We start from the raw sequence: 24,816 nt of genomic DNA on the forward strand, positions 1-24,816 counted from the left end.
TCCTGAGGGGGGGGGCGTGTGTTCGCGTCCCGCCGACATCACCAGCCGCCGCGCGGGGGTGCGCCCCGCCGGGCCCCGCCCCCCCCCACCCCTCCGTGTTCGCCGTGCCTACTCCGCCGGCCGCTCCTTGCCGTCGGCGTTCCCCGCGCCCTCGGCGAGCCTGTCCAGCAATGCCTGCGCCTTGTCGACCGCGGTGTCGATCTGCTCGCTGTGCTTGCCGCCGGTCTTCTCGTCGACGAGCTCACCGGCCTTCTCCAGCCCGCCGGAGATCGCCTCCCCGTGCTCCTCGGCGATCTCCTCGGCCTTGTCCTTGAGCTTCCCCAGGTCCCCCAGGTTGTCGAACACGGCAGATCCCCCTCGCTGCAACAGCCGTACGCGGTCAGGGACATGGTCCTCACGGCAGCCCCCGCAGAACAAGGTGGCCCCGGCGCAACCGCCCCGGCGGTCGGAGGCGCGGGGCGGGCGTGTTCGGGGCGCAGTCGCATCGCCGGGGCCCTCCGCACGGGGCTCGGGCTCAGCCGGCCCCGGCCCGGAGCAGGGATGATGGGCCCATGCCGCCCGTGCCCGTCGAACCCCGTCCGCTGAACGCCCCCGAGCGAGCCGTGCTGGAGTGGATCCTCTCCGCCGACTTCGCCGGCGCCCCCGCACTGCGCAGCCAGCTGGCGCGGACGGAGGTGGTAGCCGTCTGGGGGCCAGGGTCGGTGAGCGTCGACCTGCGGGTCCGCGAGCCCGCGCGGCACGCGGCGATGGCGTCCGGCCTCGTCCCCGTCGACGCGCATGTCCACGACCCGTCGGGCCAGTACATCGGCGAGCTGCTGGTGTGGACCGACGGGGGCGCCACCCTGGCGGCCCTGGAGTACTCCTGGGTCACCGACGGGATGCCAACCGCCCTGCCGGCCACCGATGCCGTACGACTCTCCCTGCGCTGATCGGCCCCGCCTGAAACATTTCTGTGTACCCACCGCATCAATGAAGTGAGGGCGGTGCGGGCAGCAGCCCGCCGGGGGCAGGGGGAGACGGTATGAGACGACAGGGACGCGCCGACGAGTACGCGGAGTTCGCCGCCGCGCGCGCCGGGCATCTCTATCGGTCCGCCTGTCTGCTGACCGCCGGGGACACGCATCTGGCGGAGGACCTGGTGCAGGAGACGCTGGGCAAGCTGTACGTCGGGTGGGGGCGGATGTCCCGGATCGGGAACCCCGCCGGGTACGCGCAGACCGTTCTCACCCGTACGTTCCTCGCGCACCAGCGCCGCCGCAGCAGTACCGAACGCGCCACCGACGTCCTGCCCGACCGTCCCGACCCCGGCGGCTCCGGCGGTGACACCCCCCTGCGGCTGACCCTGCTCCAGGCCCTGTCCCGGCTGCCCGCCAAGGACCGTGCCGTGGTCGTCCTGCGCTACTGGGAGGACCGGTCCGTGGAGGAGACCGCCGACGTCATGCACGTCAGCTCCGCCGCCGTCCGCACCCGTTGCGTCCGCGCGCTGGGCCGGCTGCGGGAACTCCTCGGCGAGAACCTCGACGAGTACGCCCGCCCCTGACCGCCCCGCACATCCGTCCCGCCAACACCCCCTATGCGAAACGGTGGTTCGCCATGCCCGACGCACACTCCAGCGACAGCGCCGACCCCTTCGAGACACGGCTCGCGGCCGGTCTCCGGGAGGCGGGCGACGCCTTCGAGACCGACCGGGCCGCGCTCGTCACCGCGGGTGCCCTGAAGGGACGGCGGCGCCTGCTACGACGCCGGAACGCGGCCGTCATGAGCGGCGCGGCCGGTATCGCCGTCGTCGGCGTCGGCACGGCGCTGCTCCTGCCGAGCGGCTCCGGCACACAAGCTTCCCCGGCCGCCTCCGCCTCTTCCTCCGCCCCCGCTCCCGTCCCCCGCCAGACCCTGATCAGCCTGCTCACACGCCTGGTGGGCGACGGCGCGTACACCAAGGTCGAGGCCCGCGGCACGGACGAGGGACCGGCGCCGTACGTCCATGTCGTCTACGACGACGGCAAGGGCAAGTCGGCCGTAGAGCTCGACCTGGGCCGGGTGGAGCCGGGGAGCGACCAGGCGCGGCAGGCCACCACGTGCCCGGCGAAGGTGTTCACGCAATACGACGCGTGCCGCACGAGCCGGCTGGCGGACGGGTCGGTGGTCATGATCCTTCAGGGGTACGAGTATCCCGACCGCAGGGTGGACACCAAGTTGTGGAGGGCCGAACTCGTCACCCCGCAAGGGCAGCAAGTGAGCGTGCGCGAGTGGAACGCCGCCGCCGAGAAGGACTCACCGATCACCAGGCCCCAACCGCCGCTGTCGCCCGCCCGGTTGACGAAACTCGTGGCTTCGAAAGCGTGGCGGCAGGCCATCGACGCGACTCCCGAGGAGACGCCGACGGCGGCCCCGGCGCCGAGCGACACCGCTTTCGGCGCTCCCGTCGCCCCGACCCTCAAGAGCCTGCTGCCGAAGGGACTTACGGTCTCCGACAGCAGCGATGACGACACCGGGTTCGGCTATCTCGTCGTCGACGACGGCAAGGGCAAGAGCCTGGTCCAGGTCAACGTCCAGGCGAACATGTCGGACGTCGAGGGCGACCTCTTCGGCTCGGACGCCGAGGTCCTGTCGGACGGCACGAAGGTCGCCACCCATCAGGGTCCCGGCGAGAAGGGCGGTACGGGTGTCGTGATGTGGACCGTCGACACCATCCGCACCGACGGGTCGCGCGTGGTGATCAGCGCCTTCAACTCCGGTGCCCAGGACACCCCTTCGACCCGTACGGCCCCGGCCCTGACGATGAAGCAGCTCCGGGAGATCGCCCTGAGCCCGAAGTGGCGGTAATCCGGCCACCGACTTTGGACACCCTTGACCTGACCATGCCAACACATCAACATAGGCGCCACACAGGAAAGCCCGGAGGATCCCGCGCAGGAACCCCCCACCCGCACGCCGTACTTCACGCACGTCGCACTGAAACACCCCCAACTCCAGCAAGGAGATTTCATGCGACTTCGCATACGCGGCTCAGGCGCCCGAAGCGGCAGACGTACCGCCGCGCTCGCCGCCCTGATGGCCCTCGCCCTCGCCGCCCCCGTCGCGGAGACGGCCACCGCGGCGAAGGCCACCGCCGACAGCGCGCACCAGGCCTCCCCGGCCGCGGACGACATCCGCCAGTACGAGATCCACGTCGACCACAACACCCCGGTCACCCGTACGGCCATCGCGGCGGCCGGCGTCACCGTGGACGAGGCCGACGAGGAGACCGTGGTCGTCTCCGGCCGCGCCGCCCAGATCAAGCGGCTGCGCCAACAGGGCTACTCCGTCTCGCTGTTGGGCTCGGCACCCGACCGCTCCTCGGCGGCGGACGGCGCACGGCTCCTCGACTTCCCCACGGCCGACTCGAAGTACCACAACTACGCCGAGGCGAGCACGGAGATCGACCAGCGGCTCGCCGCCTACCCGGGCATCATGAGCAAGAAGGTGATCGGCAAGTCGTACCAGGGCCGGGACATCGTCGCCATCAAGGTCAGCGACAACGTGGCCACCGACGAGAACGAGCCCGAGGTCCTCCTCACCTTCCACCAGCACGCGCGCGAACACCTCACGGTGGAGATGGCGTTGTACCTGCTGCGCGAGCTGGGCGCGGGCTACGGCACCGACTCCCGCGTCACGAACATCGTCAACAGCCGCGAGATCTGGATCGTGCCCGATCTCAACCCGGACGGCGGCGAGTACGACATCGCGACCGGCGCCTACCGGTCGTGGCGCAAGAACCGGCAGCCCAACTCCGGCTCCAGTTACGTCGGTACGGACCTCAACCGGAACTGGAACTACAAGTGGGGCTGCTGCGGCGGCTCTTCGGGCTCGACCTCGTCCGAGACCTACCGGGGCGCGTCCGCCGAGTCGGCGCCCGAGGTGAAGGTGGTCGCGGACTTCGTGCGGAGCCGGGTCGTCGGCGGGAAGCAGCAGATCACCGCGGGCATCGACTTCCACACGTACAGCGAACTGGTGCTGTGGCCCTTCGGCTACACGTACTCCGACACGGCCACCGGAATGACCGCGGACGACGCCGCCGCGTTCAAGGCGGTCGGCCAGAAGATGGCCGCGAGCAACGGCTACACGGCCGAGCAGTCCAGCGACCTGTACATCACGGACGGTTCGATCGACGACTACCTCTGGGGCACCCAGAAGATCTTCGACTACACCTTCGAGATGTACCCGACGTCCAGTTCCGCGGGCGGTTTCTACCCGCCCGACGAGGTCATCGAGCGGGAGACCTCCCGGAACCGGGACGCGGTGTTCCAACTGCTGGAGAACGCGGACTGCATGTACCGGTCCATCGGCAAAGAGGCCCAGTACTGCGGCTAGGGACAGCTACTGGCTAGTCCTTGCGGACCTCGGCCTCCGCCTCGGCGAGCGCCGCCTCGTCCACCTCGGCGGACTCGTCGTCCGCGTCCTCGTCGCCGTCCTCGAAGTACGCGTCGAGGACGGCGTCGAGCTGTGTCTCCCACTCGGCGAACCGGCTCCTGGCCGCCGCCTCGATCTCGATCGGGTACCAGCGGCGGTCAGGGGTGTGCACCGTGATGGTGAACCGCTTCCCGAAGCGCGGGGTCTCGGTCTCGACGGCCCCGATCTCGTCCCAGCGGAACTCGCAGCTCTGGTCGTCCAGGCGCAGTCGTACGCCCTTCTCGTCCGCGACGATCGCGGCACGGCGGTCGGAGGCCTCGAAGACGGGTCCTTCGGACTCGTCGTCGGAGTCGGCGTCACCCGCGTCCCCGTCGGCGTCGTCGGAGTCATCGGCCTCGGCGACTGCTGCCTTCTCGGCCTCCGCCTCCTCGACCGGCGACTCCTCGACGGTCGACTCCGCGGCCGACGAGTCCTCGGCCTCCGGCTTCTCCGCCTCGGTCTCCACGTCCCCCGCCTTCTTGTCCTCCGGTTCGTCGGAGGACACGGCGGGTGCGGTGAGCCCGGGAATGAAAGCCGGGTCGAATCCGGCGCCCGTCACGGGCTCGCCCTTCAGGGGCTGGCTGCTCGAACCTATGCGCTGCTCCACAGCGGGCAGTATGGTCGACGATCCTGTGTCGCACACAGCCAGCCCCAACTTTGTTATCAGACGCCTACAAGCGGCTTACACGAACACACTGAGCACAGCGGCCACCGCGAACCCCGCGACCGACCCGCCGACTCCGGCACGTTCCACGTCTTCAGCGCGCTCCACGCGCGGGCACCGTCGTTGACGTGCGACCGCCGACGGCCGACGGCCGACCAGAGGCCGAACCGGCCGACCGCGACGATCACCACTGCCCAGCACCTACACGAAGAGACTCAGCACCGCCGCCACGGCGAACCCCGCGACCGACAGCACCGACTCCAGCACCGTCCACGTCCTCAACGTGTCCCGCTCGGTGATCCCGAAGTACTTGGCCACCATCCAGAAGCCTCCGTCGTTGACGTGCGAGGCGAAGATGGAGCCGGCCGAGATGGCCATGATGACGAGCGCGACGAAGGCCTGGGAGTGGTCGCCCTCGGCGAGGAGGGGGGCCACGATGCCTGCCGTGGTCACGATCGCGACCGTCGCCGAGCCCTGTGCGACCCGTAGTACCAGCGAGATCAGGTACGCCAGGACGACCACCGGCAGGCCCACGTCGTGGAAGGTGTCCGAGAGGGCCTGGGCGACGCCGCTCGCCTTGAGGACGGCGCCGAAGACCCCGCCCGCGCCGACGACCAGGATGATGTTGCCGACCGGCTTGAGGGAAGCGGTGGAGACGGTCTCCAGGGACTTGCGGGACCAGCCTCGCCTTATGCCCAGGAGGTAGTACGCGAGGAGGAGCGCGATGGTCAGGGCGACGAACGGGCTGCCGAAGAACTCGACCACCGAGCGGCCGGTGGACGGGTCGAAGGCGATCGACGAGAACGTGGCCGCGAGGATGAGGACCAGGGGCGTACCGATGATCGCGAGGACCGTGCCCAGCGCCACCGGCTTCTCCTGCGGTACGACACCGGACGCGCGCTGTTCGTCGATGACCGCCTGCTTCGCCTCGGCCGCGGCCTCCACCATGTCCTGCGGTACGGCGACGAAGATCCGCTTGCCGATCCAGGCCGCGTAGGCCCACGCGGCGAGCACGGCGGGGATGCCGCAGACGATGCCCATGAGGATGACCCAGCCGAGCTGGACGTGGAGGAGGCCCGCGGCCGCCACCGGGCCGGGGTGCGGCGGCAGGAACGCGTGGGTCATCGACAGGCCCGCGAGCAGCGGCAGGCAGTAGAGCAGGATCGACTTGCCGCCGCGCTTGGCGGCCGCGTACACGATCGGCGCGAGGACGAAGATGCCGACGTCGAAGAAGACCGGGATGCCGAAGATGAGGCCCGTGAGGCCCATGGCGAGGGGGGCTCGTCTCTCGCCGAACAACCCGAGCAGCCTCGACGCCAACACCTCGGCGCCGCCGCTGACTTCGAGGATCGCGCCGAGCATCGTGCCGAGGCCGATGATGATCGCGACATGGCCGAGGATGCCGCCCATGCCGGACTCGATGGTGGAGACGGCGTCGGAGCGCTGGACCGTGCCGAAGAGTTCGGTGACGGACAGACCGGCCAGCAGGCCGACGGTTATGGAGACGGCGAGGAGGGCCACGAAGGGCTGGAGTCTGACCTTGATGATCAGGAAGAGCAGCAGCGCGATACCGATGGCGGCGACCGTGAGCAGGCCTGCCGTGCCGTCGAGAAGGAGGAGCAGTCCTCCTGTGTGGGGTGGGGTCGCGGGGGCGGTGGCGGCGAGCGGCAGGGACATGGTGGGGGTCCTCTTGATCGTCGTAAGAACATGGGGCTTTCGGGCAGGGGGCATCGCGGCGCGGCACCCCGTGGGGCGCCGAACCGTCGTACGGTGTGCGGGAGTTGCGGGGGCGCTAGCCCAGTACGGCCAGCGCGTCGATCTCGATGAGCAGGCCGGCGGGGAGACCGACGTAGACCGTCGTGCGCGCGGCGGGGACCTCGACCAGGCCCTCGAAGTACTCGTTGTAGATCGCGTTCATCTCGGCGAAGTGGTCAACGTCCGTCAGATAGACGCGGATCATCATCACGTCCTCCCAACCGGCCCCGCCCTCCTCCAGGATGGCCCGGACGTTGGCGAGGGTCTGGAGGGTCTGCTCGCGCAGGGTCGGGCCGGCCGGTGTGGGCGGCCTGCCCTCCTCGGCGGGGAGGAAGCCGACCTGCCCGGCGACCTGGAGGATGTTCCCCTTGCGGACGCCGTGCGAGAACTTGGCGGGCGGGGTGGTGTGGGTCTTGGGCGTGAGCGCGATCTTGTCAGTCATTCGGGTCCTTTGCTGAAGTCACTGGGGTTCTGCCGGAGTACTCCCCACTGATGGCGTCCGCCGTACGACGGACCAGCGGGAGCAGGGTGAGGAGTTCGTCGGCGGTGACGACGACGTTGGGCGCGGAGACCGACATCGCGGCGACCACGCGTCCGTCGGCGCCCCGGATGGGCGCGGCGACGCAGTTGATGGACTCTTCGTGGCCGCCGAGGTCGGTGGCCCAGCCCTGTTCCCGCACCTTCTCCAACTCCCGCAGGAATGCGGGGGCGTTGGGGGTGGAGCGGGCGGTGTACATGGGGTAGTCGAGCTTGTCGGCGAGGACTCGCCGTTCGGCCTCCGGGAGGTCGGCGAGGAGCAGTTTTGCGACCCCCGCGACGGTGATCGCGACCGGCTTGCCGATCCGCGAGTACATGCGCACCGGGTAGCGGCTCTCCACCTTGTCGATGTAGAGGACCTCGTTCTCCTCGTACACCGCGAGGTGGACGGTATGACCGCACTGCTCGTTGAGTCGTACGAGATGGGGGTGGGCGATCTCGCGGATGTCGAGGTTCTCCATCGCCTCCTGGGCGAGGGCGATGAGGCGGGCGCCGAGGCGGTAGCGCTGGTCGGACTGCCGGTAGACAAGGCCGTGTTCGTGCAGGGTGCGCAGCAGGCGCAGGGCCGTCGACTTGTGGACGTCGAGGCGCTCGGCGACCTGGCCGAGGTCGGCGGGGCCCTCGGCGAGCAGCGGCAGGATGCTGAGCGCGCGGTCGACGGTCTGACTCATGGCGTACATACCTCCTCGTCGGCCCAGTCGGCGGCGTCGGTCCAGCCGGGGCCGAGACGAAGTCTCCCCCACGCCCGGTCGTCGAGGGCGACCAGGCGGTCGGCGTGGTCGCGGACGGGCGGGGCGGCGAGGTCGCCGGGGACGGTGAGGGCGGCGGCGGCCGTGAGGTGGCCGTGCCGCAGCCGGTCCCGTACGGGAAGTCCCCGCAGGGTCGCGGAGAGGAAGCCGGCGGCGAAGGCGTCCCCTGCACCCACCTCGGCGACGACGTCGACGTGCGGCGCGGGCACGAAGGTGGCGTGCTTCTTGTGGAAGACGGTGGCCCCGCGCCCGCCCTGCTTGACGACGAGCGTCTCGGGGTCGGGGAAGGCGGCCCGTACGGCATCGGCCCCGATCAGCCCCCAGACCTCGGCGGCCTCGTCCTCGCCGACGAAGACGAGGTCCGCGCCGCGCGCCAGCTCCAGCAGCACGCCCGGCCCGTCGGCCGAACGCCCCAGCGCGGGGCGGTGGTTGACGTCGAAGGAGATCAGCGGACGGTGCGCGCGGAGCGCGGTCAGCTCACGGACCAGGCCGAGGCAGTCCTCGGAGAGCATCGGGGTGATCCCCGACAGGTGCAGCACCCGCCCAGCCCGTACGGCGGCCAGGTCCACGTTCGTCGCGGCCATCGCGGAGGCGGCGGATCCGGCCCGGTAGTACGCCACCTCGTGCGCGTCGGTGGCCCGGTCCCCGGCGGTGCGGAAGTAGATGCCGGTGGGGCGAACGGGATCACGTTCCACGGCGGACACGTCCACCCCGTACCCGCCGATGGTCTCGACGAGATGGTCCCCGAAGCCGTCCGCCCCCACCCGGCCGACCCACCGGACGGTGTGCCCGGCCGCCGCCAGCACACAGGCGACGTTCGACTCGGCACCGCCGATGGCGCGGTCGAAGGACGGTACGTCGGCGAGGCGGCCGGGGCGACTGGGTAGGAAGGTGACCATGGACTCGCCCAGCGCTACGACGTCGACGACGTCACGGGCGGCGGTGGACGGTCCGTCGGCGGTCACGATGGTGATGGCTCCTCGTCGGTGCACCGGTTTGCGGCGGCTCCGTTGACCCGGTGTTGGGCGAGATGTTAGACAGCGGTAAGCGATATACGCAATGAAGGTTGCAGAGATTGCAACACTCCAGCTCAGGGAGGCCTCATGGTCCGCGACACCGGTACCGAAGCGCTCGCCCGGCTCGCCGGGGAACGCGTCGACCACCGTTTCAAGGGCCTCCCCCCGGACGCCGACGGCCTCACCGTCGCCGAGCTGTCCGCCCAGCGCCGCAACCTCTTCACCGGCGGCTTCACCACCCCCGTCCTCGCCCTCTCCGCCGAGCGCCTGGAGCACAACCTCCGCCTCATGGAGACCTACGCGACCCGCCACGGCCTCGCCTTCGCCCCGCACGGCAAGACCTCCATGGCCCCCCAGCTCTTCCACCGCCAACTGGCCCACGGCGCCTGGGGCATCACCCTCGCCGTCCCCCACCAGGTGCGCGTGGCAAGGGAGTTCGGGATCGACCGGATCTTCCTGGCGAACGAGCTCGTCGACCCCGCCGCCCTGAAGTGGATCTCCGCGCAACTGGACGCAGACAGCGACTTCCGTTTCATCTGCTACGTCGACTCCGTGCGCGGGGTCGAGTTGATGGACGCGGCCCTGCGCGGCGCCGCCCGCCCGCTGGACGTCGTCGTGGAACTGGCCGCCGGCGAGGGCGCCCGCACCGGCGCCCGCACGGAGGCGGAGTGCGCGGCGGTCGCGGACGCGGTGGCCGCCGTGGGGACACTGCGGTTGGTGGGGGTCGCCGGGTACGAGGGGGAGGTACCGGAGGCGGATCCGGAGCGGGTGCACGCGTGGTTGCGGCGACTGGTCTCCCTGGCCGTGGAGTTCGACAAGGACGGGCGTTTTCAGGGAGTTGACGAGATCGTGGTCAGCGCGGGCGGCAGCGCGTGGTTCGACGCGGTGGCCGACGTCTTCGCCGAGCTGCCCGAACTCTCGCTGCCCGCACTGAAGTTGCTGCGCTCGGGCGCCTACGTCTCGCACGACGACGGCCATTACCGCAAGCTGACGCCCTTCACCCGGGTCCCCGAAGAGGGCGCGCTGGAGCCCGCGTTCAGGCTCTGGGCGCAGATCGTCTCCCGCCCCTCCCCCGGGCAGGCCTTCGCCAACGCGGGCAAGCGGGACGCGGCCCACGACCTCGACCTCCCCCTCGCCCAGGTCGTCCGCCGCGACGGCACCGAGCGCCCGGCGACCGGCATCGAGATCACCGGCCTGTCCGACCAGCACGCCTGGCTGCGGACGACGCCCGACGCGGACCTGGAGGTGGGCGACTGGATCGGGATGGGCCTGTCCCACCCCTGCACGTCCTTCGACAAGTGGCAGCTGATCCCGGTGGCGGAGGCGGACGGGACGGTCGTCGACTACGTCCGTACGTTCTTCTAGAAGACCCCGGGAGGCATCGCGTGGAAGAGCGCATGGAAGAGCTCGTCATCCGGGACGCGGACGTCGTCGACGGCAGCGGGGACCCCTCGTACCGCGCCGATGTGGTGATCGACGGCGGCCGGATCGTCTCGATCGTGCGGGAGGCGGCCCAAGCCGGCTGTCAACGGCCCAAGGCTCGGCGGGAGTTGGACGCGGAGGGGCTGGTCCTCTCCCCCGGCTTCATCGACATGCACGCCCACAGCGACCTCGCCCTGCTCCGCGACCCGGACCACAGCGCCAAGGCCGCGCAGGGGGTGACCCTCGAAGTCATCGGCCAGGACGGGCTGTCGTACGCCCCCGTCGACGACCGCACCCTCGCGGAGGTGCGCCGGGCGATCGCCGGGTGGAACGGGTACGGCGACGACATCGACTTCGACTGGCGTTCGGTGGGCGAGTACCTGGACCGCCTGGACTCTGCTTTCGACGGCCGTGGAATCGCCGTCAACGCGGCCTACCTGATCCCCCAGGGCACGGTCCGGATGCTCGCCGTCGGCTGGGAGGACCGGGAGGCCACACCCCAGGAGCTGGACCGGATGCGGCAGTTGGTCGCCGAGGGCATGGAGCAGGGCGCGGTCGGCATGTCGTCCGGGCTCACCTACACGCCCGGCATGTACGCCAAGGACGCCGAACTCACCGAACTCTGCCGGGTGGTGGCGTCGTACGACGGCTACTACTGCCCGCACCACCGCTCCTACGGCGCGGGCGCGCTGGAGGCCTACGCGGAGATGGTGGAGCTGACGAGGGAGGCCGACTGCTCCCTCCATCTCGCCCACGCCACCATGAACTTCGGTGTGAACGAGGGCCGGGCACCGGAACTGCTGACCCTCCTGGACGAGGCCCTGGCCACCGGCGCGGACATCAGCCTGGACACCTACCCCTACACCCCCGGCTGCACAACTCTCGTGGCGATGCTGCCGAGTTGGGCGAGCGAGGGCGGACCGGAGAAGATCCTCGAACGGCTCGCGGACGACGCGACGGCCGACCGCATCCGCCACCACCTTGAGGTGACCGGCTCGGACGGCTGTCACGGGGTGCCGATGGAGTGGGACACGATCGAGATCTCGGGGGTCGCGGACCCCGCGCTGGCGGAGTACGTGGGCCGCCGCGTCGACAGTTGGGCCACGGCCCGCCATCTCCTGCTGGCCGACCGGCTGGCGCCCTCGATCCTCCAGCACGTGGGCCACGAGGAGAACGTCCGGCAGATCATGCGGCACCGCGTCCACACCGGCGGCTCGGACGGCATCCTCCAGGGCGCCAAGCCGCATCCGCGGGCGTACGGCACGTTCCCGGAGTATCTGGGCCGGTATACAAGGGAGTTGGGCGTGCTGTCCCTGGAGGAGTGCGTGGCCCATCTGACGTCCCGCCCGGCGGCCCGCCTGCGCCTGCCGGACCGGGGTCTGGTCAAGGAGGGCTACCGCGCGGACCTGGTGCTGTTCAACCCCGGGACGGTGGCGGCGGGTTCGACCTTCGAGGAACCGCGCAAGCTGCCGACGGGCATCCCCCACGTCCTGATCGACGGCCGTTTCGTGATCGAGGACGGCCGGCGGACGGACGTACTGGCGGGCCGGTCGGTCCGTCGCAGTCCCGTGCGACGGAACGCCAACCCCCTTACCTGACTTACGGCTTGGGCAGAGTGCAAGCGCTCGCGCTCAGGTTCAGCACGTTCGCCGAGGTGAAGCACGCCGGGATGTTGTAGGTCTCCTCGGCGTAGTTGATGCCCTCGCGAACAGTCACCGTGCCGTTCTCGTCGACCTCGCACGGGTTGTCGACCGTGCAGGTCTCCCCGTCCTCGTTGCCCGTGTTGTTGACGGCGACGACCTGCCCGGTGCTGGTGTCGATGACCGGGGAGCCGGACGTACCGCCGATGGTGTTGCACGCGGAGGTGTAGCGGACCGAGTCCTTCCAGGTCCAGGAACCCTCCTTCAGCCGGTACACGAACCCGTCGATGTTGCAGCTGTAGATCGTCTTCCAGTAGCCGGAGACCACCTTGATGGCGGTACCGGCGGTCGGGTGCGTGGCGCTCACGGTGAGCGGGCTGATGCCGTACGCGCTCTTGATGGCCGCATACGTGGTGGTGGTGCGGTAGATCGTCACGTCCGTGTCGGTCATCGTCGAGTAGACGACCTGGTTGGCGCGGAGCGTGGCGACCTTGGTGCCGGCCGAGTTCAGCAGCCCGAAGGTACGGCTGGAGGACTGGCCGGTGATGACCTGGCCGGCCGCCGGGAAGCCGGTCTCCAGGCAGTGGCCGTTGGTCAGCACGAGCGCCGGGGAGGTGTCGGTCGAGTTCGGGAAGCGGATGACCGAGCCGGAGCAGTTGCTGAGCGAGACGGTGCCGGCGAAGTCGACGGTCACCGCCGCCGCCTTCGGTGCCGCCTGCGGTGCGGCGACGGCGGGTGCCACGCCCGCCCCGGCGATGGCCAGGCCCGAGAGTGCGGCAAGGAGAGGCTTGTTCATGTGGGGGTCCCCTCTTACAGACGCGAGCGACCGGAGATCTTCCGGTCGCCCTCACGTCATTGTCATGCACATTCTCACGACAAGAGGGTGCCGCCGCAAGAAGCCCACGTGGTGCAAAACACGGCGCGAGAGGCGTTACCGGGCCGTAAGCTCACCGACATGCAGGTGATCCAGTCGACCAAGCTCTCCAACGTCTGTTACGAGATCCGGGGCCCGGTTCTCGAAGAGGCGATGCGTCTGGAAGCGGCCGGCCACCGCATCCTGAAGCTGAACACGGGCAACCCGGCCGCGTTCGGGTTCGAGTGCCCGCCCGAGATCCTGGAGGACATCCTCCGGAACGTGTCGTCGGCACACGGGTACGGCGACGCGAAGGGCCTGCTGGCCGCCCGCCGCGCGGTCGTCATGCACAACCAGACCCTCGGCATCGAGACGGACGTCGAGCACGTCTTCATCGGCAACGGCGTCTCCGAGCTGATCGTCATGGCGATGCAGGGCCTGCTCGACGACGGCGACGAGGTCCTCGTACCGTCCCCGGACTACCCCCTGTGGACCGCGGCCGTCTCGCTCTCCGGCGGCACCGCCGTCCACTACCGCTGCGACGAGCAGTCCGACTGGATGCCAGACCTCGCCGACGTGGAGCGGAAGATCACCGACCGCACCAAGGCGCTCGTCATCATCAACCCGAACAACCCGACCGGCGCCGTCTACGACGAGGCGATCCTGCGCGGCCTGACCGACATCGCCCGCCGCCACAACCTCCTCGTCTGCTCCGACGAGATCTACGACAAGATCCTCTACGACGGCGCCACGCACACCCCGACCGCGAAGATCGCCCCGGATCTGCTGACGCTCACCTTCAACGGGATGTCGAAGGCGTACCGGGTGGCCGGTTACCGTGTCGGCTGGATGTCGATCTCCGGGCCGCGGGCGCACGCCGAGTCGTACATCGAGGGCCTGACGATCCTGGCCAACATGCGACTCTGCGCCAACATGCCCGGCCAGCACGGGGTGGTCGCCGCGCTCAGCGGGCGGCAGACCATCAACGACCTGGTACTGCCGGGCGGTCGCCTGAAGGAGCAGCGGGATGTCGCCTACGACCTGCTGACCCAGATCCCGGGTGTGACCTGTGTGAAGCCGAAGGGCGCGCTGTATCTGTTCCCACGGCTCGATCCGCAGGTCTTCAAGGTCAAGGACGACCGGCAGATGGTCCTCGACCTGCTGCGCCGCGAGAAGATCATGGTCGTCCACGGCACCGGGTTCAACTGGTCCGAGCCCGACCACTTCCGGGTCGTGACACTGCCGACGGTCGGGGATCTGCGGGACGCGGTGACCCGGATCGGGAACTTCCTGGACGGGTACAGCCAGCCGTAAACCTCGTGGACCTGGTTTCTTCCGGCCAATTTTTCGGCCAGCACAACTTTAGACGCAATCTAAGCTAGGATGGTTTCCTGTCTGAGCACAGGAGACCATGCCATGTACGAACCGATCCGCACGAAGTCGGTCCACAGCACGGTGGCCCGCCCCTCCGCCGACTTTCCGCATCGGTCGCGCGAGGAGGAACTGGACATTCAGCTGGCGGGGCACCTCGCCGCGCTGCTTGCGGTGACTGATGAGCTGCGGGCGCTGGAGCCTTCGGCCGAGCTGGATGTCGCCGCGGAGCGGCTTGCGGGGCAGCTGACGCGGTTGCGGGGCGGGGCCTCGCCGATTCGTACGACTGCGGCCGCGTCTTCTACGTCCCGTCTTGACGCCCTGCATCAGCGGGCGCACGCGCTTGCCGGGCGGGCGTTGGTTGTCGCGGCGTCCCGGGCGGACACGGCTGCGGCGATTCTCTCGGCCGAGCGGATGGATGCGCATGCGGTGACTGCGGTCGTCTAGTCGCCGTAGGGGTTCCGACTTCCTGCGAGTGCGCGCCCGTTGTGGCTGATCGCGCGGTTCCCCGCGCCCCCGAAAGACAGGCGTGTTGATCCGGGACCCGTCCGACACCTTCCGTTCATCCCATTCCTCGGGGAATGTTGGGTTCCGCGAGCACGCTGCCCCTCGTGAGACGTATCGCGGGAATCGTCCTCGCGGTGTTGCTGATCGGCGGAGTGGTGGCAGCCGTCGTAGCGGGCCGGGACAACGGGGACAAGGGCACGGCAACGAAGACCGTGCGTGGAGTGATCGGTTCGGAGAAGGCGGACTTCTTCGCCGATCCCGATGTGGTGAAGGCCCTCGCCGCCAAGGGCTTCACCGTGAAGACGGAGACCTCCGGGTCCTGGGCCATGGAGGGGCGCGACCTCAAGGGGTACGACTTCGCCTTCCCCTCCAGCCAGGCGCCGGCCGACGCGCTCGCCGCCAAGTACAAGGTGCAGCAGCCCCTGCCGCGGCCTTTCTACTCGCCGCTCGTCGTCGTGGCCCATCGCAGCGCCGCCCAGGTCCTCGCGGCCAACGGGCTCGCCACGCTGGACAGGAGCCAGGACCGCGGCACCCTGAAGATGGGTGCGTATCTGGACGCGGCAAAGGCCGACCGGACCTGGCAGCAGCTCAAGGGGGCCGAAAAGCACGGGGAGTTGACCGGCACCCTCTATATCGCCACCACCGATCCGGAGACCTCCAACTCCGGTGCCCTGTACCTCGCCGCCGCTTCCTACGTCGCCAGCGGCGGGCGGGTCGCGGCCAGTAGCGCCGATGTCGGTCGTACCGCGCCGCTGATGCACAAGCTGATCAGTGTTCAGGGCGCCCAACAGTCCAGCTCGGACGGGCCGTTCAGGGACTTCATCAGTGGCGCCGGCAATCCGCTGGTCCTGGTGTACGAGTCGCAGGTGGCCTCGCTGCTCATCGAGAAGCAGCCGGTCGGCGATCTCGTCGTGCTCTACCCGGACACCACGGCCAACAGCGACCACACCGTCGTGCCGCTCACTCCGGAGGGCCGGGCGCTGGGTGAACTCCTCAGCTCCGACCCGACGTTGCGGAAGCTCGCCGTACGGCACGGGTTCCGGCCGCAGGGCGACACCGCCGAGTTCGTCGCGGCGACCGCCGCCCACTCCAGCTATCTCAACCAGACGCTGACCGGTGTCCGGCAGGCGCCCGTGCCCACCTCCACGGTGTTGCACGACATGGCGCGCCGGGCGCGCGGTTGACCGGGGGGACCACATGAGCAGCAGCTTCAACACCAGCCAGAACAGCAGTGAGAACACGCTCAGCGGGGACGACGTCTTCACGCTCACTCCGCCGGAGGCCGTGAAGCCCGTGCCGAGAGAGAAGGCGGGCGGGCTCGTGCCCGTCGACGACTCCGTCCGTACGGACATGGAACGCAAGGCGAGCGCCTATATCGAGGGGCTTGCCGCGCTGGACGCCCGGTCGCCCGAGTTCGCGGGCAAGGTCGGCGAGATCACCGCGCTCGGTGCCGGGGAGATGCGCAGCGCGACCGCGCAGTCCAACCGGATGCTGGAGCGGACGGTGCGCAGCCTGCCCTCGAAGGGCGGGGACGCCCAGTCGCAGGTGGCGGGCTCGCTCGTCGAACTCCGGCGCGTGGTCGAGGACTTGGACCCGCGTGATCTGCCCGCATCCAAGGGGCGGAAGTTCCTGTCCCGGCTGCCCGGCGGCAACAAGCTGCGCGACCATGTCGCCAAGTACGCCTCCGCGCAGGGCACGTTGAACAAGATCGTGGGCTCGCTGCGCGGCGGCCAGGACGAACTCCGGCGCGACAACGCGGCGTTGCAGACCGAGCGGGTCCGCCTCTGGGAGACCATGGGCAAGCTCCAGGAGTACGTGGTCCTCACCCAGGCCCTCGACTCGGCCGTCGAGCAGCACATCGCCGGCGTCGAGGCCTCCGACCCGAGCCAGGCCGACACCCTGCGCGCGGACGTCCTCTTCCCGGTCCGGCAGAAGCACCAGGACCTGCTGACCCAGCTCGCGGTGTGCGCGCAGGGCTACTTGGCGATGGACGTCGTACGGCGCAACAACGACGAGCTGATCAAGGGCGTGGACCGGGCGGCGACCACGACCGTCTCGGCGCTCCGGATCTCGGTCATGCTCGCCTCCGCCCTAGAGAACCAGCGCAAGGTCGTCGACCAGGTCAACGCGCTGCGGGGCACGACCGAGGACCTCATCCGGGGCAACGCCGAGATGCTCTCCACCCAGAGCGGCGAGATCCAGCGCATCGCGGCCGACCCCGCGGTGGGCGCGGAGACACTGCGCACCGCCTTCCAGCAGATCTACCGCACCCTCGACGCCATCGACACCTACAAGGTGCAGGCGACCGAGGTGATGGCCGCGACCGTGGAGTCCCTGACGTCCGAACTCCAGAACGCCAGCAGCTACTTGGAGCGGAGCCGTTCGCAGAGCGCGCTGGAAGGGGGTCTCGGATGAGACGCCTCCTCGCCCTCGCGCTCGGCACGGTCGCGCTGCTCACCGCGTGCACGGCACAGAAGGACACAAGGCCCCAGGGCAACGCCCCCGAACCCGGCACCCTCCGCGTCCTCGCCTCCAGCGAACTCAGCGACATGACCCCGGTGTTCGACCGGGTCCGCAAGGACACCGGCATCACGATCCGCCCCACCTACATGGGCACCCTGGACGCGGTGGACCTGCTGGCGAAGGGCAAGGTCGACGGGCAGTACGACGCGCTGTGGCTGTCGTCCGACGACTATCTGCGCCTGCGGCCCGACGCGGCGAAGAAGGTCGTCTCGGAGACGTCGATCATGTCGAGCCCGGTCGCGATCGGGGTGAAGACGGCCACCGTCACGGCATTGGGCTGGCAGCCGGACAAGGTGACCTGGTCGGGGATCGAACAGGCCGTCCAGGACGGCAAGTTGACCTACGGCATGACGGACCCGGCGCGTTCCAACTCCGGTTTCTCCACACTCGTCTCGGTGGCCTCCGCGCTCTCCGGCGCCCAGTCGGCGCTCACCGACGCGGACGTCACCAAGGCGACTCCCCGGCTGAAGGAGTTCTTCAAGGGGCAGAAGCTGACGTCGGGTTCGTCGGGCTGGCTCGCGGAGGCCTACCAACGCCGGGGGAATGTGGACGCGTTGCTCAACTACGAGTCCGTCCTCAAGGGCATCCCGGGGCTGACCGTGATCCGGCCGAGCGACGGGGTCGTCACCGCCGACTATCCGCTGACCTCCCTCGCCTCGACGGACACCACGACCCGGGACAACGTCCGCCGGGTGACGACCGACCTGCGCACCGACGCCCTGCAGAAGCTGATCACCACCCGCACGCACCGCCGCCCGGTCGTCACCTCCGTACCGCCCGCGTCCGGCCTGGACACCAGCCGACGGCGTGAACTCCCGTTCCCCGGCAGCCGGTCCGTCGCCGACGGGCTCCTCGACTCGTACGAGAACAAGCTGCGCCGGCCCTCGCGGACCGTGTACGTCCTGGACACCTCAGGGTCGATGGCGGGCGACCGGCTGTCCCGGCTGAAGAAGGCCCTCACCGATCTGACCGGCGACTTCCGGCAGCGCGAGGAGGTCACGCTGATGCCGTTCGGGTCGGGCGTGAAGAGCGTGAAGACCCATGTGGTGAGCCCGGGTGATCCGCAGGCCGGGCTGAACGCCATCCGCAAGAACACCAAGGCGCTCAGCGCCGAAGGGAACACCGCGATCTACACCTCCCTGGAGAAGGCGTACGAGCATCTCGGGACCGGCGGCGACACGTTCACGTCGATCGTGCTGATGACGGACGGCGAGAACACGACCGGCGCGAAGGCCAAGGAGTTCGACGGCTTCTACGGCCAACTGCCCGCCGCCCAGCGGGAGATCCCCGTCTTTCCCATCCTCTTCGGCGACTCGGACAAGACGGAGCTCCAGCACATCGCCGACCTGACCGGCGGCCGTCTCTTCGACGCCCAGAAGGGCTCGCTGGACGGCGCTTTCGAGGAGATCCGTGGCTACCAGTAAGTTCCTCGGCTACCTGGAGTCCCGCAAGAACCTCACCGGCAGCGCGTGCGGGCTCGTCGGGCTGGTGCTGACGTTCGTGGGGGTGGCGGGGCCGTACTGGCCGGTCGTGGTCGTCGGGCTGTACGGCGCGGGTGCGCTGATCGCGCCGCCGGAACGGCCGCCGCTGCCCGACTTCCCGGATCCGTCGGCCCAACTCGCGGAACTGCGCGACGACTTCGAGAAGCTGGGCGGCTATCTCAGCGCGATCGAGCTGCCGCCCGCCGCCGACGGCCGGCTCACCGAGCTGAACCAACTCCTCGCCGGGCTGCTCGATCCGCAGGTCACACAGGATCTCGCGCAGGATCCGGAGGGCGTGCACATCCTGTCGAGGGCGATCCGGCAGGACGTACCGGAGGCGGTCGACACGTTCGTACGGACGCGGTGGTGGACGCGGCTGGCGCCCGGCGCCGAGCCGCCGGAACGGCATCTGGAACGGCAGTTGACGGTTCTTCAGGAGGAGGCGCAGGGGCTGGCGGCGAACCTGCGTGAGGTGGAGGCGCGGCGGCAGGAGTCGCACACGCGGTATCTGGAGGACCGGGGGCGTTCCACCTGACGTGGATCAACGGTTGCCCAGCACGATGAGCACGATGAGCACCAGGACGACGGCGAACAGCGCGCCCGCCACCTTAAGCGGGCCGAACCGGTGGCTCTCCGGTACGTCCACCGGCGGCACCGGGACCGGCACCGGCTGTCGTACCGGCGGGTTGAACACGTCGTGTCCCGTCACCGCGGCTCGCGTGCACCACGGGCAGGTCGGGAGGTGGGAGCCGTAGGTGTGCAGGGGGCGGGTCGGGCAGGACTGGACGCGGGAGCGTTCCTGGTCGAGGGCGCGCAGCCAGACCTCGGGGGTGGGCCGGGCGGCGGGGGCGTGGACGCCCGGGCCGAAGGCCGTGTGGGCCAGGGTGAGGAGGCCGGGCGGGAGGACCGAGGGGTCGACGGTGCCGCGTGGGATGACGACCGCCTCGGGGCGGACGACGTAGGAGACGCTCGCGGCGATGTTGTCCTTGACCGTCGACTCGGAGGTGCTCTCGTGCGGGACACCGCCGAAGGGGTGGTTGCCGGCCGTGAGGAGCTGGTAGATGAGCACCGCCAGCGCGAAGTTGTCGCTCTCCGGGGTGGCCGCCGCGCCCGACTGGCGTTCCGGTGAGGAGTAGTCGGTGGTGTGCATCAGGCACGGGAAGTGCTCGCCGGTGGCCGGGTCGGTGAAGGCGATGGAGTCGCAGTCGAGGAACGTGACGAAGCCGTTGGCGTCGACGACGACGTTGCTCGACGAGAAGTCGCCGATGACGAGGCCGTCGTAGTGCATGCGGGCCGTCATGAACGCGAGGTTCCAGGAGACGCCGAGCAGGAAGCGCCAGTCCGCGCGGTCCGGGAAGAGGCGCAGGCGTTGGGCGCGGGTGAACAGGCCCACCAGCTGGACGTGTTGGGGTTCGCCGAAGCGGCGCATGGCGTAGCCGAGGAAGGTGTCGTCGGGGCCGCGGGCGATGGCGGTGGGCCAGGCGAGTTCGGGGGGCTGGTTGGCGTCGGTGGGGCGGGCGGCCAGCGGTGACATGGTCAGCATGCGGGCCAGACGGCGCTCCAGGTCCGGTCCCGGGCGGTCGCGGTAGAGCTTGACGACGATCGTGTCGTCGCCCTCGACGGGGAAGACGGCCGCCTGGCCGCCGCCCTTGAGCGGGAGTTCGGCGAGCGTGACCGGTTTGCCGTCCAGGTGGACGGTGCGGCCGGTCACGGGGTCACCGCGCGCACGGCCCGCAGCAGGGTCTTGTCGTCGCCGTTGAGACTGGTCAGCCGGTCGGAACGGAGGAGCGCGGCGATGTTCTCGCTCGCGCTGTCGGTCACCGGACCCGGGGTGTCCAGGGAGCGCAACACGGCTTCCACGAAAGAGGTGTTGGGCTGCGGCGGGCCGCCGCCGGGGGCGGAGAGTGCGGCCTGCGCGAGACCGTCGGTGGACAGCAGCACCCCGTCGACGCGCGGGTCCGCCACACAGTCTGTGTGCAGTCGGCGGGGTGCGTCGGGCGAGGTGAGGAAGACGGTCTCGTTGCTGTACTCGCTGACGGCGGGCGGCTGCGGCAGGAGGTGGAACTGCCGTTGCCCGTCCTCGGTTCCGGCGCGTACGACGACGAAGCCGTCGCCGACGCTGAGATGGCCGAGCCAGCCGGGGGTGAGGACGACGACGGTGAGGGTGGTGGCGTAGTCGGGGGCGGCGGCGCCGTAGGTGTCCAGGAAGATCTTCGCGACGTCGTGGAAGGCGTCGGCGAGCAGGTCGTGGACCTCGGTACCGGGCGGGCAGCCGGACGCGGCGGCGGCCCGGCGCCGGAAGTGCTCGGCCGCCAACTCGACGGCGTGCAGGGCCCCTTGGTCGGAGTGCGGGCGGCTGCCCGCGCCGTCCGCGACGGCCAGCACGGTCACCGGCGCGGACGCCACATAGGTGCAGGCGTCCTGGCAGGGGGTGCCGGTGCGGCGGTGGCGGTAGCCCTCGACGCTGAGGCCGTGGATGCGCCAGGGCGACGCGGCCACCGCTCAGCTCTCCCAGGCCGGGCGCTGGGTCTTGAACTGGCTGAAGATCTTCTCGAAGACCTCGTCGCCCGCGCCCTTCTGCTCGGCGTTGGCGCTGGCCGACATCATCTGGAGCAGCTCGCGGAACGGGAAGCCCTGGATGCGGGCGTTGAACTTCGGCGCGAAGGCCTGGAGGACCTGCTCCCCGCGGTCGGTGATGCCGCCGACGCCGATGGCGTAGAGCCGGAAGCGGCGGGCCTGCTGCTCCTCGGCGAGGACGGGCAGCAGCCGGTGCCAGGAGTCGGTCATATGGCCGGTGCCGTCGGTGGGGAGGCCGTCGGTGACCAGGCAGATCTGCGGGCGGTAGTACTGGAGTCCGGAGGCGCGCAGCTCAGCCTTGCGGGCCGCGACGACCTGCATGGCCAGCTCCAGCGCCTCCGTCATCAGCGTCACGCCGGACGCGGTGAAGCGGGGTGCCTGGAAGGCGTGCGCGGGCACGAAGGGGCTCATCGGGGTGCGCGGGTCGAGGAGTTGGGGCCCGCGCCAGGCGCCGACGCCCCGGCCGCCGAAGGTGATCACGGCGACCTCGACGCTGTAGCTGAGGGACACGTCGTCGTGCAGTTCACGGGTCCAGTCGGCGAGCGCGTCGTTGAGCGTCTGGATCGGCGCCCCCGCCATGGAACTCGACGTGTCGAGACACAGCACCAGCGGCAGCCGCTGCGCGTTGTTCTCGAACTCGATGTCGGCGTACTCCGCCGGCAGCGTGGGCGGGTATTCGCTGTGCATGGCTACTCCTGGTCGACCGGGCGGTAGTCGGGGTTCACGAGCTGCCGCGGGCGTGGTGCCGGGCGGCGGGTGGGAAGGCGTACAGGACGTCGGAGTCGGGTTCGCGGGCGTCGGTGACCTCGACGTACGCGCCGGGCTCGGGCGGGGTGCGGTCCGGTTCGGCCCACACCGCGCGGTAGAGGACGTGGTCGAGTTCGACGTAGCCCTGCGGGTGAAGTGCCGTACGGACGACGGCCGTTCGGGACGGACCGGTGCGGGGGCCGACCCTGCGGCCGGGGGACGGGGGCGGTGCGGGGGCCGGCGGGACGGGGCGGAGTCTGGCGGTGGTCTCCGCGGGTTCCGGGCCGGGGTTCGCTGCGACTGCGGCCGCGGCCGGGTTGCGGGAGCGGCGTACGGCGAGGAAGAGGCCGAGGAGCAGGAGGACGAGTACGGCGGTCAGGGCGTAGAGCAGGAGTCGCGTCCGGTCCGTGGACTTGTGCCCGCCGAGTTCGGTGACGCCCAGCTTCTTGTCGATCAGTTGGCCGCCGGTGAGCGAGGAGTTCTTGAGCGCCGTGCACAAGTCGCTCGCGCAGGCGCCGAGTTGGTTCAGCGTCCTGGTTTCCAGCCGGTCGATCCGGGCGTCCCGGTGGACGAGTGCGTGGCCGGCCAGGAGGAGCAGCACGGTGCCGCCCTGGCCGGTGCGGACGCCGGCCGGTACCTGTACCCGGAGGTTCTTGAGGTCGCGACGGAAGGCGGCCTGGTCGACCTTCCGACCGACGTCGAAGACCAGGGGCCTGTCCAGCGTGACCGTGACCTCGGCCCCGTCGTCGAGCGCGTCCTGCCAACAGCCGAGGCGCGCCGGAAAGTCCTTGCCGCAGTCCGCGCCGGCGGCGGCCACCGGTCCCGCCGGAATCACCGCGATCAACAAACCGAACAGCAAGGCAGTGCACAACGTACGTCTCATGACGACCCCCCGTTGGCGCCCATAGTGGAGGCAACAGGGCCGTGGCCGAAAGGGGTTGAGTGAGAATGCTCAATTCGTTTCTACAGCTGGAAAACCTGATGACAACGGGTGAACATCTGTCGCGCCCGTTCCACCCAATCACTGGCCAGAGCATCGAAGTCGGCCTGCGAGATCCGGCAGGTCAGCGGGAGGTCGCAGACCCCGGCGAGGCACGGTCCGGGTCCGCGCACGTCCCACACCGAGAGCATGGGATTCAGCTGTTCGGTGTTCCACGCGTTGGACGCGGCGGCGGCGATCGCCAATTGATCCTTGCGCAGAGAATGACCGTCGGTGACAAAGGCGACGAGAAGTCTTTTCGTGGTCATGAAACGCACGGTGAGCGTGCGCCCCGACTCTTCTAGATCGAATTGCAGGGAGAGGGAATCGACCTCGCTCTCGACGTGGTAATTCCGGCGGGCGCCCCAGGTGTGCGTCAACTGGCGCCAGGAGGAGGCGATGTCGTAGTCCCGGCCGGGCGGGATCGAGGCCTCAGGCGTCGCCACGGACCACCGCCCGCGTGACCATGTCGTCGGTGAGGCCCGCGTCCAGCAGGGCCTGCGCGTGCAGCAGCAGACAGGACGGCACCGGCAGACTCGTACCGCCACCCCGCCGGGCGACCAACTCGCTTCGCCGGACCTCGATCGTGCGGGCCACGGCGGGCGGCGGCCAGACCGCGGTGCGCGCCGGTGCCAGCAACTCCCCCAGCAGGACGTCCAGTCGGGGCCGGTCACCGGGCCGCTTCGCCAAGCACCGGGCGAGCAGCGGCCGTAGACCCGCCGGTACGCCGTCCAGGTCGGGTTCGCGGTGCACCACCCGCAGGCTCACCGCCTCGCCCGAGCCGAACGGCGGGCGGCCGGTCAGCGCGTACACCAGGACACCGCCGAGGGAGAACACGTCCGTGGGCGGGCCGACCGGCGCCGCCGTCATCTGCTCCGGCGACATGAACGGCGGGGTGCCGACCACGATTCCGGCCTGGGTGAGGCTCGGGGCGCCCTCGACGCGGGAGATGCCGAAGTCGATGACGCGGGGGCCGTCGGAGGCGAGCAGCACGTTGGCCGGCTTGAGGTCGCGGTGGACCAGGTTGGCCGCGTGGATCGCCTGGAGCGCCTCGACGAGGAACGCGCCGAGCCTGCGGACCTGGGCCTCGGGCAGCGGTCCGTCGCTGCGGACGGCCTCGGCGAGGGAGGGCCCTGGCACGTACATCGTTGCCAGCCACGGGAGTTCGGCCTCGGTGTCCGCATCCACTACAGCGGCCGTGTAGGCGCCGCTGACCAGCCGGGCGGCGGCGACCTCGCGGGCGAAGCGCTCGCGGAACTCCTGCTCGGCGGCGAGTTCGGGCCGTACGACCTTCACCGCCACCTCGCGGCCGGCCGGGGAGCGGCCGAGATACACCCATCCCATACCGCCGGAGCCGAGCCGCCCGGCGATCCGGTACGGCCCCACGCTCAGCGGATCGCTGACCGGAGTGCGCACCCCGCTCACCTCACTTCGGGGTTCGGGTTCGTTGCGAGTTGTCCCGAGTGTCCCCCGAAATGCCGGTCGGGGCAGAGGCGATGCGAGAAATAGAGACCAACGGGTAAGGGCCCGCACGCCGTTGTGCGGGCCCTCACGATTTCGCTGCGCC

Annotated in this window: 25 protein-coding genes; 12 read left to right on the forward strand and 13 right to left on the reverse strand. The window is 70.1% G+C overall.

All coding sequences use genetic code 11. The annotated features are described in order from the left end of the window. Positions 1-108 precede the first annotated feature (108 nt). Complete coding sequence (locus ACFXC1_RS16890) at positions 109-345, reverse strand: antitoxin (protein WP_381243382.1); 237 nt, start codon at positions 343-345, stop codon at positions 109-111. A 206-nt stretch (positions 346-551) separates the two neighbouring features. On the opposite strand from ACFXC1_RS16890, the gene ACFXC1_RS16895 reads away from it, so the two are divergent. The 4 genes from ACFXC1_RS16895 (at position 552) to ACFXC1_RS16910 (ending at position 4,350) form a co-directional block, all read left to right on the forward strand. Next, positions 552-929, forward strand: a complete 378-nt coding sequence (locus tag ACFXC1_RS16895; protein ID WP_381243383.1) for a hypothetical protein — start codon at positions 552-554, stop codon at positions 927-929. 92 nt (positions 930-1,021) lie between these two features. Next, a complete protein-coding gene (locus ACFXC1_RS16900) occupies positions 1,022-1,540 on the forward strand; it encodes a SigE family RNA polymerase sigma factor (protein ID WP_019072785.1) in 519 nt (172 codons plus the stop codon). Positions 1,541-1,593: 53 nt separating this feature from the next. Beyond that, positions 1,594-2,823 (forward strand): hypothetical protein, encoded by a 1,230-nt coding sequence (locus ACFXC1_RS16905; RefSeq protein WP_381243384.1) that lies wholly within the window; start codon positions 1,594-1,596, stop codon positions 2,821-2,823. A gap of 162 nt (positions 2,824-2,985) precedes the next feature. Then, a complete protein-coding gene (locus ACFXC1_RS16910) occupies positions 2,986-4,350 on the forward strand; it encodes a M14 family metallopeptidase (protein WP_381243386.1) in 1,365 nt (454 codons plus the stop codon). 13 nt (positions 4,351-4,363) lie between these two features. Here the strand turns inward: ACFXC1_RS16910 and ACFXC1_RS16915 are convergent, their stop codons facing one another. The 5 genes from ACFXC1_RS16915 to ACFXC1_RS16935 form a co-directional block, all read right to left on the reverse strand. Beyond that, a complete protein-coding gene (locus ACFXC1_RS16915) occupies positions 4,364-5,035 on the reverse strand; it encodes a hypothetical protein (RefSeq protein WP_381243388.1) in 672 nt (223 codons plus the stop codon). 258 nt (positions 5,036-5,293) lie between these two features. Further along, entirely contained in the window at positions 5,294-6,769 is a 1,476-nt protein-coding gene (locus tag ACFXC1_RS16920; RefSeq protein WP_381243389.1) for a GntP family permease, read from the reverse strand. Between the two features lie 115 nt (positions 6,770-6,884). Then, positions 6,885-7,289: a RidA family protein gene (locus tag ACFXC1_RS16925; RefSeq protein WP_381243391.1), complete on the reverse strand. Its 405-nt coding sequence runs from the start codon at positions 7,287-7,289 to the stop codon at positions 6,885-6,887. Next, complete coding sequence (locus ACFXC1_RS16930; RefSeq protein ID WP_381243392.1) at positions 7,282-8,055, reverse strand: IclR family transcriptional regulator; 774 nt, start codon at positions 8,053-8,055, stop codon at positions 7,282-7,284. Before ACFXC1_RS16930 ends, ACFXC1_RS16925 begins: the two co-directional genes overlap by 8 nt. After that, the gene (locus tag ACFXC1_RS16935) at positions 8,052-9,098 is read right to left on the reverse strand and encodes a sugar kinase (RefSeq protein ID WP_381243394.1); all 1,047 of its coding nucleotides are present in this window, start codon (positions 9,096-9,098) and stop codon (positions 8,052-8,054) included. The genes ACFXC1_RS16930 and ACFXC1_RS16935 overlap by 4 nt, the downstream gene beginning before the upstream one ends. Before the next feature lie 138 nt (positions 9,099-9,236). Here ACFXC1_RS16935 and ACFXC1_RS16940 point away from each other — a divergent pair, with 138 nt between their 5' ends. Both ACFXC1_RS16940 and ACFXC1_RS16945 read left to right on the forward strand, forming a co-directional pair. Next, positions 9,237-10,514, forward strand: coding sequence for an amino acid deaminase (locus tag ACFXC1_RS16940; RefSeq protein ID WP_381243396.1), 1,278 nt, complete (start codon positions 9,237-9,239; stop codon positions 10,512-10,514). Positions 10,515-10,546: 32 nt separating this feature from the next. Beyond that, positions 10,547-12,169: an N-acyl-D-amino-acid deacylase family protein gene (locus ACFXC1_RS16945; protein ID WP_381243398.1), complete on the forward strand. Its 1,623-nt coding sequence runs from the start codon at positions 10,547-10,549 to the stop codon at positions 12,167-12,169. 1 nt (position 12,170) lies between these two features. Here ACFXC1_RS16945 and ACFXC1_RS16950 read toward each other — a convergent pair whose 3' ends face one another. Further along, positions 12,171-13,007: a trypsin-like serine peptidase gene (locus ACFXC1_RS16950; protein WP_381243400.1), complete on the reverse strand. Its 837-nt coding sequence runs from the start codon at positions 13,005-13,007 to the stop codon at positions 12,171-12,173. Between the two features lie 159 nt (positions 13,008-13,166). Between ACFXC1_RS16950 and ACFXC1_RS16955 the strand changes: the two genes are divergently transcribed. The 6 genes from ACFXC1_RS16955 (at position 13,167) to ACFXC1_RS16980 (ending at position 19,481) form a co-directional block, all read left to right on the forward strand. Next, positions 13,167-14,378 carry a pyridoxal phosphate-dependent aminotransferase gene (locus ACFXC1_RS16955; protein ID WP_381243401.1) on the forward strand — a complete coding sequence of 404 codons (1,212 nt, stop codon included), beginning with the start codon at positions 13,167-13,169 and terminating at the stop codon, positions 14,376-14,378. A 102-nt stretch (positions 14,379-14,480) separates the two neighbouring features. Then, positions 14,481-14,882, forward strand: a complete 402-nt coding sequence (locus tag ACFXC1_RS16960; protein ID WP_381243402.1) for an SCO4983 family protein — start codon at positions 14,481-14,483, stop codon at positions 14,880-14,882. A gap of 164 nt (positions 14,883-15,046) precedes the next feature. Further along, complete coding sequence (locus ACFXC1_RS16965; protein ID WP_381243404.1) at positions 15,047-16,126, forward strand: substrate-binding domain-containing protein; 1,080 nt, start codon at positions 15,047-15,049, stop codon at positions 16,124-16,126. A gap of 13 nt (positions 16,127-16,139) precedes the next feature. After that, positions 16,140-17,357, forward strand: coding sequence for a toxic anion resistance protein (locus ACFXC1_RS16970; protein WP_381243406.1), 1,218 nt, complete (start codon positions 16,140-16,142; stop codon positions 17,355-17,357). Further along, entirely contained in the window at positions 17,354-18,889 is a 1,536-nt protein-coding gene (locus ACFXC1_RS16975; RefSeq protein ID WP_381243408.1) for a vWA domain-containing protein, read from the forward strand. The genes ACFXC1_RS16970 and ACFXC1_RS16975 overlap by 4 nt, the downstream gene beginning before the upstream one ends. Beyond that, positions 18,876-19,481 carry a hypothetical protein gene (locus ACFXC1_RS16980; RefSeq protein WP_381243410.1) on the forward strand — a complete coding sequence of 202 codons (606 nt, stop codon included), beginning with the start codon at positions 18,876-18,878 and terminating at the stop codon, positions 19,479-19,481. Before ACFXC1_RS16975 ends, ACFXC1_RS16980 begins: the two co-directional genes overlap by 14 nt. A gap of 6 nt (positions 19,482-19,487) precedes the next feature. Here ACFXC1_RS16980 and ACFXC1_RS16985 read toward each other — a convergent pair whose 3' ends face one another. The 6 genes from ACFXC1_RS16985 to ACFXC1_RS17010 all read right to left on the reverse strand — a co-directional run bounded on the left by ACFXC1_RS16985 (position 19,488) and on the right by ACFXC1_RS17010 (position 24,665). Beyond that, positions 19,488-20,657: a hypothetical protein gene (locus tag ACFXC1_RS16985; protein ID WP_381243412.1), complete on the reverse strand. Its 1,170-nt coding sequence runs from the start codon at positions 20,655-20,657 to the stop codon at positions 19,488-19,490. Then, complete coding sequence (locus ACFXC1_RS16990) at positions 20,654-21,445, reverse strand: PP2C family serine/threonine-protein phosphatase (protein ID WP_381243414.1); 792 nt, start codon at positions 21,443-21,445, stop codon at positions 20,654-20,656. The genes ACFXC1_RS16985 and ACFXC1_RS16990 overlap by 4 nt, the downstream gene beginning before the upstream one ends. A gap of 3 nt (positions 21,446-21,448) precedes the next feature. Continuing rightward, positions 21,449-22,210 (reverse strand): vWA domain-containing protein, encoded by a 762-nt coding sequence (locus tag ACFXC1_RS16995; RefSeq protein WP_019072805.1) that lies wholly within the window; start codon positions 22,208-22,210, stop codon positions 21,449-21,451. A gap of 34 nt (positions 22,211-22,244) precedes the next feature. Further along, a complete protein-coding gene (locus tag ACFXC1_RS17000; RefSeq protein WP_381243416.1) occupies positions 22,245-23,153 on the reverse strand; it encodes a hypothetical protein in 909 nt (302 codons plus the stop codon). 80 nt (positions 23,154-23,233) lie between these two features. After that, positions 23,234-23,695 carry a hypothetical protein gene (locus tag ACFXC1_RS17005; RefSeq protein ID WP_381243418.1) on the reverse strand — a complete coding sequence of 154 codons (462 nt, stop codon included), beginning with the start codon at positions 23,693-23,695 and terminating at the stop codon, positions 23,234-23,236. Then, positions 23,682-24,665 (reverse strand): serine/threonine-protein kinase, encoded by a 984-nt coding sequence (locus tag ACFXC1_RS17010; RefSeq protein ID WP_381243420.1) that lies wholly within the window; start codon positions 24,663-24,665, stop codon positions 23,682-23,684. The genes ACFXC1_RS17005 and ACFXC1_RS17010 overlap by 14 nt, the downstream gene beginning before the upstream one ends. Positions 24,666-24,816 lie beyond the last annotated feature (151 nt).

It is taken from the genome of Streptomyces hokutonensis, from assembly GCF_042751305.1.
Lineage (GTDB): Bacteria > Actinomycetota > Actinomycetes > Streptomycetales > Streptomycetaceae > Streptomyces > Streptomyces hokutonensis_A.

Coding starts and splice junctions, on each gene's coding strand:
- ACFXC1_RS16895 (WP_381243383.1), top strand. CDS start 552: ATGCCGCCCGTGCCCGTCGAACCCCGTCCGCTGAACGCCCCCGAGCGA.
- ACFXC1_RS16900 (WP_019072785.1), top strand. CDS start 1,022: ATGAGACGACAGGGACGCGCCGACGAGTACGCGGAGTTCGCCGCCGCG.
- ACFXC1_RS16905 (WP_381243384.1), top strand. CDS start 1,594: ATGCCCGACGCACACTCCAGCGACAGCGCCGACCCCTTCGAGACACGG.
- ACFXC1_RS16910 (WP_381243386.1), top strand. CDS start 2,986: ATGCGACTTCGCATACGCGGCTCAGGCGCCCGAAGCGGCAGACGTACC.
- ACFXC1_RS16920 (WP_381243389.1), bottom strand. CDS start 6,769: ATGTCCCTGCCGCTCGCCGCCACCGCCCCCGCGACCCCACCCCACACA.
- ACFXC1_RS16925 (WP_381243391.1), bottom strand. CDS start 7,289: ATGACTGACAAGATCGCGCTCACGCCCAAGACCCACACCACCCCGCCC.
- ACFXC1_RS16930 (WP_381243392.1), bottom strand. CDS start 8,055: ATGAGTCAGACCGTCGACCGCGCGCTCAGCATCCTGCCGCTGCTCGCC.
- ACFXC1_RS16940 (WP_381243396.1), top strand. CDS start 9,237: ATGGTCCGCGACACCGGTACCGAAGCGCTCGCCCGGCTCGCCGGGGAA.
- ACFXC1_RS16945 (WP_381243398.1), top strand. CDS start 10,547: ATGGAAGAGCTCGTCATCCGGGACGCGGACGTCGTCGACGGCAGCGGG.
- ACFXC1_RS16950 (WP_381243400.1), bottom strand. CDS start 13,007: ATGAACAAGCCTCTCCTTGCCGCACTCTCGGGCCTGGCCATCGCCGGG.
- ACFXC1_RS16955 (WP_381243401.1), top strand. CDS start 13,167: ATGCAGGTGATCCAGTCGACCAAGCTCTCCAACGTCTGTTACGAGATC.
- ACFXC1_RS16960 (WP_381243402.1), top strand. CDS start 14,481: ATGTACGAACCGATCCGCACGAAGTCGGTCCACAGCACGGTGGCCCGC.
- ACFXC1_RS16970 (WP_381243406.1), top strand. CDS start 16,140: ATGAGCAGCAGCTTCAACACCAGCCAGAACAGCAGTGAGAACACGCTC.
- ACFXC1_RS16975 (WP_381243408.1), top strand. CDS start 17,354: ATGAGACGCCTCCTCGCCCTCGCGCTCGGCACGGTCGCGCTGCTCACC.
- ACFXC1_RS16995 (WP_019072805.1), bottom strand. CDS start 22,210: ATGCACAGCGAATACCCGCCCACGCTGCCGGCGGAGTACGCCGACATC.
- ACFXC1_RS17000 (WP_381243416.1), bottom strand. CDS start 23,153: ATGAGACGTACGTTGTGCACTGCCTTGCTGTTCGGTTTGTTGATCGCG.